The organism is Haloactinomyces albus (assembly GCF_031458135.1).
Lineage (GTDB): Bacteria > Actinomycetota > Actinomycetes > Mycobacteriales > Pseudonocardiaceae > Haloactinomyces > Haloactinomyces albus.
In genome coordinates, this window is the sequence record NZ_JAVDXW010000002.1 from 121,913 (window position 1) to 136,846 (window position 14,934).

The 14,934-nt window shown below is 68.7% G+C and carries 13 protein-coding genes and 2 pseudogenes; 7 read left to right on the forward strand and 8 right to left on the reverse strand.

From position 1 onward, the window contains the following. Nucleotides 1–26: 26 nt before the first annotated feature. Together JOF55_RS23440 and JOF55_RS24640 are read right to left on the reverse strand one after the other, a co-directional pair. Nucleotides 27–1,029: pseudogene (locus JOF55_RS23440) on the reverse strand (IS110 family RNA-guided transposase); the annotation flags it as partial. A 9-nt stretch (nt 1,030–1,038) separates the two neighbouring features. Next, nucleotides 1,039–1,396, reverse strand: a pseudogene (locus JOF55_RS24640) (transposase family protein); the annotation flags it as partial. A gap of 3 nt (nt 1,397–1,399) precedes the next feature. Between JOF55_RS24640 and JOF55_RS23450 the strand changes: the two are divergent. Together JOF55_RS23450 and JOF55_RS23455 are read left to right on the forward strand one after the other, a co-directional pair. Further along, nucleotides 1,400–1,768 carry a hypothetical protein gene (locus tag JOF55_RS23450; protein ID WP_310278803.1) on the forward strand — a complete coding sequence of 123 codons (369 nt, stop codon included), beginning with the start codon at nt 1,400–1,402 and terminating at the stop codon, nt 1,766–1,768. Beyond that, nucleotides 1,677–2,099, forward strand: coding sequence for a hypothetical protein (locus JOF55_RS23455; RefSeq protein ID WP_310278806.1), 423 nt, complete (start codon nt 1,677–1,679; stop codon nt 2,097–2,099). Before JOF55_RS23450 ends, JOF55_RS23455 begins: the two co-directional genes overlap by 92 nt. Nucleotides 2,100–2,373: 274 nt before the next feature. Here the strand turns inward: JOF55_RS23455 and JOF55_RS23460 are convergent, their stop codons facing one another. After that, complete coding sequence (locus tag JOF55_RS23460) at nt 2,374–3,807, reverse strand: DNA-binding protein (protein WP_310278808.1); 1,434 nt, start codon at nt 3,805–3,807, stop codon at nt 2,374–2,376. Between the two features lie 137 nt (nt 3,808–3,944). On the opposite strand from JOF55_RS23460, the gene JOF55_RS23465 reads away from it, so the two are divergent. The 3 genes from JOF55_RS23465 to JOF55_RS23475 all read left to right on the forward strand — a co-directional run bounded on the left by JOF55_RS23465 (nt 3,945) and on the right by JOF55_RS23475 (nt 6,354). Further along, entirely contained in the window at nt 3,945–4,232 is a 288-nt protein-coding gene (locus tag JOF55_RS23465) for a hypothetical protein (RefSeq protein WP_310278810.1), read from the forward strand. A gap of 46 nt (nt 4,233–4,278) precedes the next feature. Further along, complete coding sequence (locus JOF55_RS23470; protein ID WP_310279083.1) at nt 4,279–4,602, forward strand: LysR substrate-binding domain-containing protein; 324 nt, start codon at nt 4,279–4,281, stop codon at nt 4,600–4,602. A gap of 186 nt (nt 4,603–4,788) precedes the next feature. Next, complete coding sequence (locus tag JOF55_RS23475) at nt 4,789–6,354, forward strand: outer membrane protein assembly factor BamB family protein (RefSeq protein WP_310278817.1); 1,566 nt, start codon at nt 4,789–4,791, stop codon at nt 6,352–6,354. Between the two features lie 106 nt (nt 6,355–6,460). On the opposite strand, the gene JOF55_RS23480 is transcribed toward JOF55_RS23475, so the two are convergent. Continuing rightward, nucleotides 6,461–9,094 (reverse strand): cation-translocating P-type ATPase, encoded by a 2,634-nt coding sequence (locus JOF55_RS23480; protein ID WP_310278818.1) that lies wholly within the window; start codon nt 9,092–9,094, stop codon nt 6,461–6,463. Nucleotides 9,095–9,486: 392 nt separating this feature from the next. Here JOF55_RS23480 and JOF55_RS23485 point away from each other — a divergent pair, with 392 nt between their 5' ends. Beyond that, nucleotides 9,487–9,633 (forward strand): IS3 family transposase, encoded by a 147-nt coding sequence (locus JOF55_RS23485; protein ID WP_374727613.1) that lies wholly within the window; start codon nt 9,487–9,489, stop codon nt 9,631–9,633. A gap of 76 nt (nt 9,634–9,709) precedes the next feature. Here JOF55_RS23485 and JOF55_RS23490 read toward each other — a convergent pair whose 3' ends face one another. From JOF55_RS23490 to JOF55_RS23500, 3 genes are all read right to left on the reverse strand, one after another. Continuing rightward, nucleotides 9,710–10,861, reverse strand: a complete 1,152-nt coding sequence (locus JOF55_RS23490; protein ID WP_310278820.1) for a damage-control phosphatase ARMT1 family protein — start codon at nt 10,859–10,861, stop codon at nt 9,710–9,712. Between the two features lie 37 nt (nt 10,862–10,898). Then, nucleotides 10,899–12,155 (reverse strand): dipeptidase, encoded by a 1,257-nt coding sequence (locus JOF55_RS23495; protein ID WP_310278822.1) that lies wholly within the window; start codon nt 12,153–12,155, stop codon nt 10,899–10,901. Between the two features lie 94 nt (nt 12,156–12,249). Beyond that, nucleotides 12,250–13,227: a class I fructose-bisphosphate aldolase gene (locus JOF55_RS23500; protein ID WP_310278825.1), complete on the reverse strand. Its 978-nt coding sequence runs from the start codon at nt 13,225–13,227 to the stop codon at nt 12,250–12,252. Between the two features lie 517 nt (nt 13,228–13,744). Between JOF55_RS23500 and JOF55_RS23505 the strand changes: the two genes are divergently transcribed. After that, nucleotides 13,745–14,347, forward strand: a complete 603-nt coding sequence (locus JOF55_RS23505) for a TetR/AcrR family transcriptional regulator (protein ID WP_310278829.1) — start codon at nt 13,745–13,747, stop codon at nt 14,345–14,347. Nucleotides 14,348–14,581: 234 nt separating this feature from the next. Here the strand turns inward: JOF55_RS23505 and JOF55_RS23510 are convergent, their stop codons facing one another. Continuing rightward, nucleotides 14,582–14,923, reverse strand: a complete 342-nt coding sequence (locus JOF55_RS23510; RefSeq protein ID WP_310278830.1) for a LytTR family DNA-binding domain-containing protein — start codon at nt 14,921–14,923, stop codon at nt 14,582–14,584. Nucleotides 14,924–14,934 lie beyond the last annotated feature (11 nt).

The following is a 14,934-nucleotide window of genomic DNA, read 5'->3' on the forward strand; positions in this document are numbered from 1 at the left end:
CTCGGGGGGTGTCTCTATCTGGTTGGTCAAGCGGGTCGGGGTGTGGGTGGCTGGTAGTGGGTTTTGTCTCCGAGCATGGCGAAGAGGACGTCGCAACGTCGTCGGGCGAGACAGACGAGGGCGGCGTTGTGGCGTTTGCCTTCGGCGCGTTTGAGGTGTTTGTTGCCGCCTTTGGGAGGTCGTTCGCCGCGGATGGAGCTGCCGGACCGTCGGGTGACCGGGGCCAGGCCGGCGTGGGCGGCCAGATGTCCTGGGGTGGCGAAGGCCGAACCATCACCGACTTCCAGCAGGATGCGGGCGGCGGTCGGAGACTCCGATGCCGGGCATCGAGGTCAGGACCCCGGAAAGAGGGTGGGCCTCCAGCAGTGTGTCGACCTCGTCGGCGGTGGTTTTGCGTTGGGACAGCACGGTTTTCAGGCTCTCGGCCAGTTTCGGGAGCACTGTTTCCGCAGTGCGGGTGCCGGCCACGGACACGGTCTGCTCGCCCAAGGCAGTCCAGATCTTGTCGGTGAGCTCGCCGCCGATGCGGGGTGCGTGTCGGGTGGTGATGCTGCGTAGCTTGCGCCGTCCGGCGGTGCGGATGCCCTCGGGTCCGCCCAGCCGTGTCAGGATCTCCAACACGGCGGTGTGCTGGGTTTTCGGCCCGAGCACGCGCTCCAAGCTTGGGTGGATCTGGATGAGCAGCCCGCGGATGCGGTTGGCCAGTCGGGTGGCCTCACCGGCCAGATCATCGTCGAAGCCGATCAAGACTTCCAGCTCGGCCAGCGTGTCGTCACCGACATCAACCCGGCGCAGGGTGTGCGGCATGCTACAGGCCGCTTCAGCGATCACGTGGGCATCCCGAGCGTCGGTCTTGGCCTGGCCCGGGTGCAGGTCGGCGATGCGGCGCATCGCCAGCCCCGACAGATAGGCCACCTCGTGACCACCAGCCCGTGCCACGGCCACCGGCAGCGCCCCGATCGAGGCAGGCTGACCCACCACGACCAGCACCCGACCATGCTGCACTAATCGATCGAAGACCTCCCGCAGGCCGGCTCACTCCCGCACCACCGCCCCAATCTGCCTGGCCAGGCGCGAAGTACGGCGCTGGTAGCGCTCCAGGACACCGGGCAACTGTTCCCGAAAGGTCTGGCGACAACCCGGGGTTGGGCACACCAGACGCCGCGCACGTATCCGCAGTACCACCCGGCGAACGTCCAAGGACACGTCCACGACCATCCGTTCGTGGTACCCGTGCACCCGCTCTGAACGGGCTGAAGCAATCAGGACACGCAGCCGCCTGGGATGGCGTCCGCGCCCACACCAGGGTCCGCTCGCCCTCGTCGCCCACGTCCTCGATGACCAATGGAGACAGACCCGCAAACACCGTGCTCACAAGCTCGTTGACATCACACACGCGATGTCAACGACATCAATCACTCTCCGTCACCAACGAATCTGCGACAGAGCCCCCGCCGACACGGTGCTTCCCCTGTTCAGCGCTCCCAGGACGCAGGGCTATCTCGACGCGTGCGGAGGCGACCCGACTGCCGCGCTGGAGTTGTACCGGTGGAACGCTGCAGTCAGCGGCGCGTTCTGGGAGATGTTGAGCCACCTGGAGATCGTACTGCGCAACGTGCTGGCGAACCGCCTCGCTGCCCAGCATGCTGCCGCAGGCCGAGCGGGGCCCTGGCTCGATGACACCGCAGGCGAGCTGGACATCCGCGCCAGGAAGGATATCGCCCAAGGCCCGCCGACGGGTCCGGGCGAAGGGCAAGACGGCAAGTGAGGGGCAGGCGCTGACCGAGCTGCCGTTCGGGTTCTGGCGTTTCCTGTTGGCCAAGTGCTACACGGTCCTGTGGCCCGGCCTGGCCGCTGGGTTTCCCGGCGCGCCCGATCGCGCCAGGGGCACCATCGAGCGGCCGGTCACCCGCCTGCACGAGTTCCGGAACAGGCTGGCGCATCACGAACGGATCTGGAATCAGCCCTTGAAGGACCGCTACAGCGACATCGTGTCCCTGCTGGGCTACATCGACGACGACCTCGTCGACTGGGTCACCGCGGGGTGCCGGGTTCCCGCGGTGCTGGCCGCGTGCCCGATCGAACGGCCTTACCCGTAGTCGACACGCAGGAGGGCACGCCCGCTCTTACTCACGGTCGGATCGAGCTCGACCGCGTAGTGGAGGTCGGATAACGCTACCGCGCGCGCCGCCGCCTCGTCCTGCGTCAGGTTGTCCGCGTCCGCGCGGTCTTCTCAGGACACCTCGTTGCTCACCATCATGGCCGAGGCCGCGCGCGATTCGCTCGCGCGGCGCCGACCCGAGGTGGAACAACCGATCTCCAACCACCGGAGAGCGATCGCGGACGAACGGGAGCACCGCCGCGACGAGTGGGTCAGAGGCCGAACAGCCGCCGGATCTCCGGTGCGTGCCGCCGCGAGACGGGCACCAGCTCATGCGAGCGGGGATCGGTGATCAGCACGAGTTCGCCCTTCACGCCGCGCTCCAGCTCGGCGACCCGGCGCAGGTTGGCCACGAAGCGCCGGTGCACCCGCCGGAAGCCGTGCGGGGTCAGCAGCTTCTCGACGTTGTCCAGACCGCGGGTGGCCGCCTGGATGCGGCCCCGGTCGGTGCCCAGCCACACGATGTTGCGATCGGCCTCGGCGTAGCGGATCTCCGAGGGAGCCAGCAGCACCAGCCGCTCGCTGCGGATGCCGATCACCCGCCGCGGCAGCGAAATTGCCGCCGACTGGGCGGTGTTCTCGTAATGCTCGCCCTCCTGCAGCCCGAACGCGCAGAACATGCCCACCACATGGTTGGCGTCCACGATCGGGCGCAGCGTGACCGGGATCGGGTTCTCGTCCGGGCACACCGCCAACCGGGCGTAGCCGCTCCAGTGCGGCCGCTCCACCGCCCGGCTGATCGCCCAGCGCACGACCTCGACGAACTCCGGGATATCCGGCTGCCAGCGGTTGGCCGGCTCAATCACGCCGGCGACCACCGGGCTGTCGTTGGTCAGTCGCAGCAGCGAGGCCGCCGCGTGGTTGGCCGCGACGACGTTGCCGCCGCGGTCGATGGCCATGACCGCGGCGCTGTCCTGGGCGGCCTCGGCGTTGAACTCGGTGAGCACGCTCCTCGACTCGGACAGCGCGCGCCGGTAGATCTCCTGCTCCACGCTCGCGGCCGCCTGCGTCAGCCACTCCGGGACGCGCTCGGACATCGGCGTGTTCCACCGGGAGATGTTGATCGCGGCGACCGGCAAACCGGTGACCACGTCGCGGATCGAGATGCCCGCGCAGGCCCACTGGTGGAAGCCCTCGCACCAGTGCTCCGGTCCGGTGACGGTCACCGGGCCCGAGATCTCGAAGGAGGTGCCCATCCCGTTGGTGCCGGTGCACTGCTCCGACCAGGACGACCAGGGGGCCATGTTGGCCGACTCGGCCCGCTTGCGGGCGCTCGGGTCGCCCCAGGAACCCAGGACCCGGCCGGCTCCGTCGGTCACCGCCACGACGCCGCCGTCGAACTCGATCTCGCGGCCAGCCAGCGCGCCCAGGCCGCCGAGCTTCGCGAAGATCACGTCGTTGTCCAACCGGTGGTCGTTGTAACCGGGAGCGTCGGGCGCGACGTGCAGGGTGGGATCGACTTCGTACTGGTCCCGACAGCGGTACCAGGAGGCGAGGATCTCCGGGCGCACGCCCTGCTCGATGTCCTCGCCCGTCGCGAAGCTCTCCCACGCGCGCGCGACCTGGCTGGAGGTGGCCGCCAGGGAATCGCCCCCGCTGCTGGGACGGCTCGAGACGATATCCAGAGATGGCACTCTCCCGGTCATCGCGACCTCCTCGTCGCCCTCGAAGGGCGGTACCCGTGCAGAAGCTTACAGTGACGACCGTCGCAAGATAGCCTTCGGAATGCGCCGCTTCAAGGCATAGAAGCTTCGCCCGGCCGATCCGCTGCACCGGCCGGGACGTGAACGATCTCCTTCTTATTGCGAAAAGCATGTTCTCGATCCCGATGTTGAACAGCAGGATGCCGCGCGTTTTTTACCACGCCAACGGATCGCCAACGAGCGGGAGCCGATCACGGACGAACGGTCGCTTTTGGCCGATGAGCGGGAAAAACGGCTTCGCGCAGAGCTTCGCAGGAGCGACGAACGGAGTCGTCGCCAAAACCGGCCGAAATTCCGAATATCAACCGATTACCGCCCGGCTCGCCGCGGATTTTCAAGGGTTTTCCACTCGGGGCGGGGAAACCTGAGCGGACCCGCTGTCCAGCCGTCTCCAGGAGCTTCCGTGCGTTGTGCTTGCCCTCCCGGCCCTCTTCCACAGGCCGTGGTCTTCGATGTCGACGGGACCCTCGTCGACAGCAAGCGGCACGGCCAACTGACGCTGGCTCGAACACCGCCATCCTGGAGTCGGTGGCCGCCGGGCTCGGCGTCACGCTGGTCTCCCGGGACGCGGTGGCACGCCAGCCGGCCGACGGCAGGATGGTCGAGGTGCCGGGGGCGGGCGCTCCGCTGCACCGGGACTGGCATCTTGTCACCAATCCTGGGCATCTTCCCGCCACGGCCTCGATGCTGGCCGCGCACGTCGTCGAGACCGGATGGTTCCGCCCAGCCGTCCGTTGATACGGCTACACGGACCGCTCGTTACATCATCACTACCGCTCGTTCGATATTGGAGCACGATCGTCCCGGCGAACTGGCACTCGCCTCGTCCGGCGGCTTAGCTTGTAATTTCGCGGTGGATGAAGCTCCAGCGCGGAATCCGGACGGTTACCGGTCGGCTTGGTGACAGACCAAAGGTGGTCTTGTATGGCAGATAGGCACCGGCTCGATTCGGTTCCTCGCAGTCCGGGGAAGGTGACGGTGTACGGGGCGTGGGAGCGCTTCGTGCGGGGTGAGGACGACGTCCGGGGTGTGCGGCCCGAGGTGGCGCTGTCTTGGCAGCGGTGCCGTGACCGGTACCGCGTCGACCCGTACCTGGCCGAGGCCCCGGTGGCCATTGCGGATGTGGACCACACGCTCGAGCATGACGTGGTCTTCGCCGAGCTCGGTTTCCGCGCGGCCTCGGTGGTCCAGGAGGTGACCGATCTCGGTGGCGTCGTGACCGTCACCGACGCCACCGGGCGGGTGCTGGCCGAGTGGGGCAACAAGGCCACGCGCAACTACGCGGCCAAGGCCAATCTGGCGCCGTGGTTCTCCTGGGCTGAGGGTTCCACCGGGACCAACGGCATGGGCACTGCGCTGGAGTCGCAATCGCCGGTGGTGATCCGGGGTGCGCTGGGACCCAAGGCTGCCGGAGCTGATCCGGACAGCCAAGTACGCGGCCACATTGATTGCTGGGATCTGGAGACCGGTGAGCAGCGCTGGCGCTGCTACACCATCCCGAGGCCGGGCGAGCCGGGCTCCGAGACCTGGCCGTCCGACGGCGAGGCCTGGACCCGCGGCGGTGCGAATCACTGGGTCACCGGTACCTATGACCCGGAGACCAACCTGTACTACGCGGGCACCGGGAACCCGGCGCCCGACTTCGACGGTGCGGTCCGCGAGGGCGACAACCTCTACTCCGACAGCGTCGTCGCAGTCGACGTCGACACCGGTGAGATCCAGTGGCACTACCAATTCACCCCGCACGACCTCTGGGACTACGACTCCACCATGGAGATGACCCTGTTCGAGCGGGACGGGAAGAAGCTGCTCGGCCACTTCGACAAGAACGGCTACTTCTTCGTGCTGGACCGCACCAACGGTGAGCTGCAGCACGTCACACCGTACGTCGACCGGATCGACTGGGGCACCATCACCCGCGACGGCAAGGTGACCCCGCGGAAGTACCCGGACAAGGAGGGCGAGCCCGTCCACTTCTACCCGGGTCCGGCCGGTGCCAAGGAATGGACCCACGCCGCGTTCAGCCCGCGCACCGAGATGTTCTACGTGCCGGTCGCCGACGTGGGCGCCACCGCCACCCGCCGTCGTCGCGAGTTCAAGGAGGGCATGCCCTACTGGGGCGCCGCCGTCCAGGTGGACATCGACAACATGGCGGGTTCGGTCAGCGCCTTCGACACCTACGGCGTCGAGAGGTGGCGTTGGCGCAACTCCCACCCGATGGCCGCCTCGGTGCTGGCTACCGCGGGTGACCTGGTCTTCGCAGGCACCCCGACGGGCGAGTTCCTCGCGCTGGACGCTCGCACCGGCGAGGAACTGTGGAAGTTCCAGTGCGGCAGCGGGCACCACGGCAGCGCGATGACCTACATGGTCGACGGCAAGCAGTACGTGGCCGTGCCGGTCGGCTGGGGTGGCTGGCTCGAGGGGATCATCCCCGGCATGCTCGGCGCGGGCCACGGCAGCGCGCTGATCGTGTTCGCCCTGCCGGACTGATCGACCGGCGATCGCGAGGTACATGACCGGGCGCCGCGCCGCAGCACGTTCCCGCCGCAACGCGTTCCCACTGCGGCGCGGCGCCCGGTGCGCGCGTGGAGCCGGCTCAGCGCGGGTGGCGCAGCTTGGCCAGGTCGATCCACACCACCGCGAGGACCGGCACCAGCACCGCCACGAGCCACTGACCGGCGGTCAAGGCGGTGAGGTTCAGTGCGTCGCGCACCGCGGGCACGGCCATGATCAGCGTCAGTGAGGCGGCGGTGACCAGGGTCCAGGGCGGCAGGAAGCCGTTGGAACGCATCCCCAGCCGCACCAGCGGGGTCCGCTCCGAACGCATCACCCAGGCCAGCGCCAGATAGCCGACCATCCAGCCGGTGAACGCGAGCGTCTGCGCGGTGGCGATCGGCGCGCCGCTCCAGACCGCCCCGAGGTAGATCGAGGTGACCGCGACGAACAGCGTGGCACCGCAGGTGAAGATCGCGATGATCAGCGGTCGGTCCAGGAAGGGGCGCCGCAGGTCGCGCGGCGAACGTCGCATGGCGTCGCTCTCGGCGGGTTCGGCGGCGAAGGTGGCGCTGCCCGCGATGTCCATGAACATCTCCAGCACCACGATCTGGATCGGGGTGAACGGCACTGGCAGCCCCAGCGCGACGCCGCCCACCGCGGTGGCGAGGAGCCCGACTTTGCAGGACAGGTAATAACGCACGCCCTTGCGCAGGTTGTCGAACAGCTGCCTGCCCTCGCGCACCGCGCGGGTGATGGTGGCGAAGTCGTCGTCAGCCAGCACCAGGTTGGCGGCCTCGCGGGCGACGTCCGTGCCGCTGGCGCCCATAGCGATGCCCACGTCGGCCTGGGCAAGGGCCGGGGTGTCGTTGACGCCGTCGCCGGTGACCGCGACGATCTCGCGGCGCGCGTGCAGCGCGCGCACCAGCCGGAGCTTGTGCTCCGGGGTGGTACGCGCGAACAGCGAGGTCGCCGAGGCGGCTTCGGCCAGCGCGTCGTCGTCGAGCTCATCGATCTGCGGTCCGGTGAGCAGCGAGCCGGTGCGCTCGAGGCCGATCTCCGCGGCGATGGCCCTGGCGGTGTTGGGGTGATCGCCGGTGATCATGACGACCCGGATCCCGGCCTGCCGCAGGTCGCGCACCGCGTCGGCGACCTCGGGGCGCGCCGGATCGGTCAGCCCGGCGAACCCGGCCAGGACCAGGTCGGTTTCGGCCTCGTCGCGGCCGAGCCTGCCACCGGGGAGTTCGCGGGTGGCCACCGCGATCACCCGTATCCCCTGCGCGGCCATTCGATCGGCCTGATCGCGCAGGTGGTGCCGGTCGTCCTCGCTGATCACCTCGGCGCGCCCCCCGACCAGTCGGCTCGAACACCGGCCGAGCATGGCTTCGGGAGCTCCCTTGGCGATCAGCAGCGGCCGGTCGTCACCGCGGTGCACCGCGGATATGATCTTGCGGCGGGCGTCGAAGGGGTACTCGGCCAGCAGCTCGCCGGAGAAGCCACCGAGCTGGCCGGGCAGCAGGCCGTGGCGGTGGGCGGCCTCCAGCAGCGCGACGTCGGTCGGGTCGCCGAGGACGTGCGCGGTGTCGTCCTGGTGCACCACCGTCGCGTCCGTGCAGCCTGCGGCGAGCGCGAGCAGCCCCCGCTGCGCGGCGTCGGGATCGCCGTCCAGCGCTTCGGACTCGCCGGTGACCAGGTGCGACAGACTCATCCGGTTCTCGGTGACGGTGCCGGTCTTGTCGGTTGCCACAACGGTGATGGTGCCGAGTGCTTCGGCGGCCCGGAGCCGCTTGATCACCACGTTGCGGCGGGACAGCCGGTAGGCGCCCAGCCCGAGGACCATGCTGATGATGATCGGGAGCTCTTCGGGGATGGTGGCGAAGGCCAGGGTGAGTCCGGTCAGGATCATCTCCCGCCAGGGCTGCCCGCCGAGCAGCCCGAGCAGCGGCACGAGCACGCTGAAACCCAACGCCAGCCAGGCCAGCCACCGGGCGAGGTCGCGCATGGTCTGCTGCAGCGCGGTGCGCGGCGGCTTCGCCTCGACGACCAGCCCGGTGATCCGCCCGAGCTCGGTGTCCATGGCGGTGCTCAGAACGACTGCGCGGGCGCGACCGGCGGCCACGGTCGTCCCGGCGAAGACCAGGTTGGAACGCTGCCCGAGCGGCGTGTCGGCAGTGAGCACGGCATCGGCGTCCTTGTCCGCGGGCATCGACTCCCCGGTGAGCACCGATTCGTCGACCCGCAGCCCGGCGGATTCGATCAGCCGGGCGTCGGCGGCCAGCCGCTCCCCCACGCGCAGCACGAGCACGTCACCGGGCACCAGGTTCTCGGTGGGCACCTCGCGCACCGCGCCCCCGCGTAGCGCGGGCGCGGTGCGCGAGGACAGCCTGCTCAGCGAGGCAATGGCGGCCTTGGCTCGGTACTCGGTGAACACCTCCACCAGTACGACCGCGGCGATGACCACCACGATCGCCACGGTGTCCTCGAGTGCTCCCCACACGCCGTAGAGCACGGCCACCGCGAGCAGCAGCAGGATCATCGGCTCGGTGCTCTCCTCGCGCAGCACCCGCCAGAAGGTTACCCGCCGCGGCCGGACCAGCCGGTTCGGACCGAAGCGCGCCAGCCGGCCCGCGGCCTCTTGTTCACCGAGGCCGTGAGCAGGATCGACCTCGAGCTGTTCGAGGACGTCTTCGGGGGAAGCCGCGTGCCCGTGCTCGACGACGGGTGACGGCGCGCTCACCAGCGCGCCTCGTTCAGCTGAGACATGCAGGCAAGTGTTACATCGCCGCGCCGCCTAGTCTCCACCAGACAGATCCGTCTTCTTCGCCGACTGCGCATCAGAGGCGATGCGGACAGCGGAGAATCAAGCTCCGTTTGCACGCGCAACAGCAGCGCCCTGTTCCGGTATCAGCACCGGCACCTGCACGCCCACCTCGCCGAGCACGCGCCGGGGCAGCACGACGCTGCCCGTACCGTCCCACGTCGGCGCAGCGCGCTGCGAAGCGCGCGGCCGTCCGGCGGACGCCACGGTGCGCCCCGGTAGGTGCGGGCGCGCCCCAGTCGATGTCACGCAAGGCCAACTGCCACGACAACGCCGTCATCGGAAGCTTCTTCGGCCACCTCAAAGAGGAGATGTTCCACCACACCCGTTACCCCAGCGTCGAGGCGTTCACGACCGCGCCGGCCGACTACATCACCTGGTTCAGCACCAGCCGGGCTCACACACACTGCCAGAGCCCAAGCCCGGTACAATACCCCACCCAGACCCTCGCCGCCTAGATTCTCAATTACCGAGTCCCAACCCCGGGACCCACTTCAGAGAGCGCGCAGGGACATTTCGCGCAAAAAGACCGGCTCACTCCCCCGGACTGGTCTGGATCAGAGCGTGGGAGCCCTTGGTCCGCCACGGCTCCCCCTCGGCGTCGAGGGCGGCGACGGTGTCGGGATCCAGGCCGACGACGGCCTCGGACTTCAGGACGCGCAGCGTTGCCAGCGCACCCGGGAAGTGCGACACCGAGTCGGTGAACGGCCGACTCGCCGGCCAGTGACGGTCCCCGACGAGCCTGCGGTAGTTGAGATCGCCCTTGAAGATCGTGACCGCCGCCGAGGTGAAGTCGGCGCGCAGGTCCTCCGGCATCTCCGCGAAATCCAGTGGTGCGCAGAAGAACGGGTGTGCGCGCACCTCGATCCTGCCTTCGCGCAGGTAGTCTTGGACGCGGCGTCCGACTTCGCCGGCCTCTCCCGGCAGGCCGCTGAGGTGGTGCAGCACTTCGAGCACGTCCTTCGGGGTGGCGTCGGAGACGTAGTACGGATGCGGCTTGACGTGCAGCACGACTTGCTCGGCGCGCCCGGTCGCGAGCAGCCGATCGACGAGCACCAGGTCCGCGGAGAGCTCACCGGCCGCGTTGTCGGCGACGAGGTGGACCGGGCCGGGTTCGCCGAACAGCGACCAGAACTCCTCGCTGGACCCACTGATCGGCCCCGCGCCCTCGGTGCCGGCACCGGCCGACAGCTGGAACGCCAGATCGGCCTGGTTGCCCCACACCGCGGCCCGGACCACAGCGGCATCCCGGTCCGCGGAGCTCAGCCCGGCGAGCTCGTCGAGGGCCTTCAGGGTCTCGACGGTGGCAGCGTTGGTCAGCTCCGCGCGCTTCATCGGCGCGAACGGGTCGACGCCCCGCCACGGTCCCGGCGCGAAGAACCCGGTCGCGGCGAGCAGCTTGCGGAAGAAGTAGCTCTCCGCCCACAGGAACGAGGATTCGGCCCACGGTCTGCCGATCCGCTCGGCCGTCCAGGCCGACCAGACGTCGTGGTCCAGCGCGTCGTCCTCGAGCGGCTTGACAACGCCTGCGGTCGTCTCGTGCAGCAGCGCGGTCAGCGCGTCCCGCACGTCGGGCCCGAAGGGGTGCGCGGCGCACAGCTGCGCGATCATCGCCGGGTGACGTTCGTGGAATACCCGCCACGCGAACGATCCCGGCTCCTCGATTGTGATCAGCGGAGCGTCCACCACGTTTCCATCCCTTCCTGGAACTCGCACTGCGGTTTCATGTTGGCCCATCCCCGACCGCCTGCGACGACCCGCTGGGACTGCGGGCACAGCCGGGCGTGCCGTCGAGCTCGGCGATGGTGGCGAGGGACGGCTGCTCGATGCGGCTGAGCTCAGCGGCCACACCCTCGGCGTCCCGCACCACGCGCACGGCGTTCGACCAGGTCAGCTTCGCCAGGTCGGACTCCGACCAGCCCCGGTCGAGGAGCTCGGCGATCAGGCGCGGATAGCCGGAGACGTCGTCGAGCCCCTCGGTCGTGGAGGAAACCCCGTCGAAGTCGCCGCCGAGGCCGATGTGGTCGGCACCTGCGAGCTCGCGCATGTGGTCCAGGTGGTCGGCGACGGTGGCCACCGTGGCACGCGGAGGCGGGTGGGCGGCCACGAACTCCTCCCACGCGGCCTTGGCCTCCGGCGTGGTGTCGCGGTGGTGCAGTCCGCGCTCGCTCATGTGCTCGCGCGCCGCCCGGTTCCACTCCCCCAGCTCGGAGAACACGAAATCGGGCACGAAGGTCGCCATCGCCACGCCTCCGTTGGCCGGCAGCGCGGCGAGCACGTCGTCGGGAATGTTGCGCGGGTGGTCGCACACGCCCCTGGCCGAGGAGTGCGAGAACAGCACCGGCGACCGGCTCACGCGCAACGCGTCGCGCATCGTGTCCGCAGAAGTGTGCGAGAGGTCGACCAGCATCCCGAGGCGGTTCATCTCCCGGACCACCTCCTCGCCGAAGGGCGTCAACCCACCTGCGGCGGGCTGGTCCGTGGCCGAGTCGGCCCACGGGACGTTGTCGTTGTGCGTCAGGGTCAGGTAGCGCACGCCCAGCCGGTGCAAGGCGCGCAGCGTCGCCAGCGAGCACGCGATGGAGTGGCCTCCCTCTGCCCCCATCAGCGAGGCGATCGCACCATCCGCCCGCGCGGCCTCCACCTCCTCCGCCGTGTGCGCGGCTCGCAGGTCCTTCGGGTAGCGGGCCAGGAGGGAACGCACGCAGTCGATCTGCTCCAGCGTCGCGCTGACCGCGCTGTCCCCTCCCAGCGACGGGCGCACGTAGACCGACCAGAACTGCGCGCCGACGCCTCCGGCCCGCAGCCGGTCAAGGTCGGTGTGCAGGTTTCCGGACTGGTCTGTGGCGATGTCGCGGCGGTCGAGGTCGTAGCCGACCTGCTCGCGCAGCGCCCACGGCAGGTCGTTGTGGCCGTCCGCGACCGGGTACCGCTCCAGCAGGGCGCGAGCGTGGCTCAGCGCCGCGTCGTCTGTGCTCATTCCGCGACCTCTCCCATGCGTGGTGACCTCCGGGACGCTCGACCGACCGGACCGGCGTCGCCGGTCCGGTCGGTGCTCGTCATGCGGCCCGCGCTCAGCGCGCGGCGGCGTTCGCGACCGCTCGCACCGAGAGCGCCCGTTGGGCAGCCTCCCAGTTGGCGGGGTTGCCCCGCCAGGTCTCGAGCGCCGGGCCGACCAGCGCTCGGCCGAACGAGTAGGTGAGCTCCCAGGGCAGCGAGCCGCAGTTCTGCATGGCCCCGAGGTGTCTGGTCGCGGTCTCCGGGTTCTGCCCGCCGGAGAGGAAGGCGATGCCCGGCACCGACGGCGGCACCGTCTCGCGCAGGGTGTCCACCGTGGTCTGAGCGGCCTCGTCCACGCTGGGCTGCTCCGGGCAGTCCTTGCCTGCGACCACCATGTTCGGCTTGAGGACCATACCGTCGAAGTCAGCCTGCATGAGGGCGAGCTCGTCAAACAGCGACCGCAGCACCACTCGGGTCACCTGTTGGCACCGGGCGAGCGAGTGGGAGCCGTCCATCAGCACCTCGGGCTCCACGATCGGCACCAGGCCGCCTTCCTGGCAGAGCCCGGCGTACCGTGCCAGCGCGTGCACGTTGGCGCGAACCGCGCGCTCCGAAGGGAGGTCGTCACCGATGTTGAACACCGCACGCCACTTGGCGAAGGTCGCCCCGCGGCTCACGTACTCCGCGACGCGTTCGCGCAGCCCGTCGAGCCCCTCGGTGACCTTCTCCCCTGGGGCGCCCGCCAGCGGCTTGGCACCGGTGTCGACCTTGATGCCGGGGTGGATGCCCATGGCCGCCAGCGCCTCGGGGAAGGTGCGCCCGTCGGACAGCTTCTGGCGAAGCGTGTCGTCGGCGAGGATGATCCCGCTGATCGAATCGACCAGATCGGGAGTGGTGACGATCAATTCGCGATAGGCGCGCCGATTCTCGTCCGTGGCCTCGACCCCGACGCTTTCCAGTCGGGAGGACATCGTTCCGATGCTCTCGTCGGCGGCGAGCACCCCTCGCCTGTTCGAAACGAGCGTGTTGGCGACTTCGGTCAAGCTGGACATTAGTCGTTACGCCTCCTAGCGTGCCGTATTTCAACCGGATGGCCGGTTCGGAATTGCGGACCACTAAATGATCAAGCAGAATTTTTCTTCATCGGTGGCTGGTGCTTCCAGTTGTCACAGCGAGATTTAGACGGTGCCCGCCGTTCGGGGTTCAGACCGAGCAGACAGGCTCCGGGGGAACCCCGAGACGACTCCTTTCTTCCATGCTGCCCTTTCTTACGCTGCGGTTTCATCCACAGCTAGGAAGCATACCGAGTTGCCAGGCTGCACGGATCTGTACGTCTAGTCAACGCATTCCGCACGAAGCGATACTCCTGCAGCACGAACGGTCCAGAAAAAGCGCCAAGTGGATTCGCGGCCCGCTCGCGCGCCCGGCGCGACGGCAACGTGGAATTCACGACTCGACATCGGTGCGACGTGGAACCCATTGCGCGGCCCCAGCAGTACGGGTATTCTGGGTGAACTTCAATAAAAGTAACAGCTTTTGACTCCGATCAGGGGTGCATCTGTGTCACCGATGGAGCACACTGAAACCAAGCGGGAACTCATTATCAAGGAAGCCTCGCGGATGATGTACGAGCGCGGCACCGGAGTGGGGGTGGATACGCTCGTCAGCGAGATCGGCGTGGCGAAGATGACGCTCTACAAGCATTTCCCGACCAAGACGGACCTCATCGTCGCGTGCTTGGAGCACATGGACGATTGCCACCGGGCGCGGCTGAGCGGGGAGATCGACTGGACCTCGTCGCCCAGGGATCGACTGCTGTCGGTCTTCGATTCCCTCCGCGTGTGGTTCGCCACGCCGTCGTTCCGCGGCTGCGCCTTCGTCAACGCGACCGTCGAGCTCGCTGACACCTCACGGCCGGTGCGAAACGCGGTGCACGAGCACAAGAACACCATGCGCGCGTGGGTGATCAAGCTCGTCGAGGAGTGCGGGTTGCCGAACACGCAGTTCGTCGCGAGTCAGATCGCTCAGCTCATGGAGGGGGCGACCACGACGGCCCTGCTCGAGCGGGACCCCGTGGCAGCCGACATCGCGCAGGCCACGGCCCTGCAGGTGCTTGACAAGGCCAAGGAGTCGAAGATGTCGGAGTCGAAGATGTCCTCCCGTTCGCCGTGAGGGCATCCAAGTGCCGCCCCGCGGCCGCGCGCCGGTTCATTCGACGAAACCAGCGCGCGAACTGGGGGTTTCGCGTTTCTCAGGTGTGCTGATCGAGGTTCCCGTTCCGCGGCCCCGCGAGCATTCGAGCCCAGGCCGGCGTGCGGACCGCTCGTCGTCTTCGGCGCACGTCGTCACGTCCTGAATCGGGTCCGGCATCGACGAGCAGGCCCGTCTTCGCGCGCACGAGCGCGCTCAGAGCCCTAGAGATTCCGTGACGAACTTCGCTCGGCGACGGGACACCGGAACGACTCCGCCGTAGTTCTCGACGGTGAGCTCAAGCTCTCCTCCGTCCTTGCGCTCCACTTCGCGCACGCGGCTCAGGTTCACCAGGTAGCTCCGGTGAACTCGTACGAAGCCGCACTCCGCGTACTTGTCATCGATGTTGTCGATCCCGTCGATGGCACACCGGAAGCGTCCGAGGTCGGTCCTCAGCCAAACGGTCCTTCCAACAGCCTCGGCCACGATTACCTCGGCGATGTCAAACAGGACCTGCCGCTCCCCTTTGATCCCGACAACACGTCGCGTCGACCCCAATGCATCCTCCC

Excerpts from the sequence above, each read along its gene's own strand:
- JOF55_RS23450 (WP_310278803.1), top strand. The coding sequence starts at position 1,400 with ATGTCAACGACATCAATCACTCTCCGTCACCAACGAATCTGCGACAGA.
- JOF55_RS23455 (WP_310278806.1), top strand. The coding sequence starts at position 1,677 with ATGACACCGCAGGCGAGCTGGACATCCGCGCCAGGAAGGATATCGCCC.
- JOF55_RS23460 (WP_310278808.1), bottom strand. The coding sequence starts at position 3,807 with ATGACCGGGAGAGTGCCATCTCTGGATATCGTCTCGAGCCGTCCCAGC.
- JOF55_RS23475 (WP_310278817.1), top strand. The coding sequence starts at position 4,789 with ATGGCAGATAGGCACCGGCTCGATTCGGTTCCTCGCAGTCCGGGGAAG.
- JOF55_RS23485 (WP_374727613.1), top strand. The coding sequence starts at position 9,487 with ATGTTCCACCACACCCGTTACCCCAGCGTCGAGGCGTTCACGACCGCG.
- JOF55_RS23495 (WP_310278822.1), bottom strand. The coding sequence starts at position 12,155 with ATGAGCACAGACGACGCGGCGCTGAGCCACGCTCGCGCCCTGCTGGAG.
- JOF55_RS23500 (WP_310278825.1), bottom strand. The coding sequence starts at position 13,227 with ATGTCCAGCTTGACCGAAGTCGCCAACACGCTCGTTTCGAACAGGCGA.
- JOF55_RS23505 (WP_310278829.1), top strand. The coding sequence starts at position 13,745 with ATGGAGCACACTGAAACCAAGCGGGAACTCATTATCAAGGAAGCCTCG.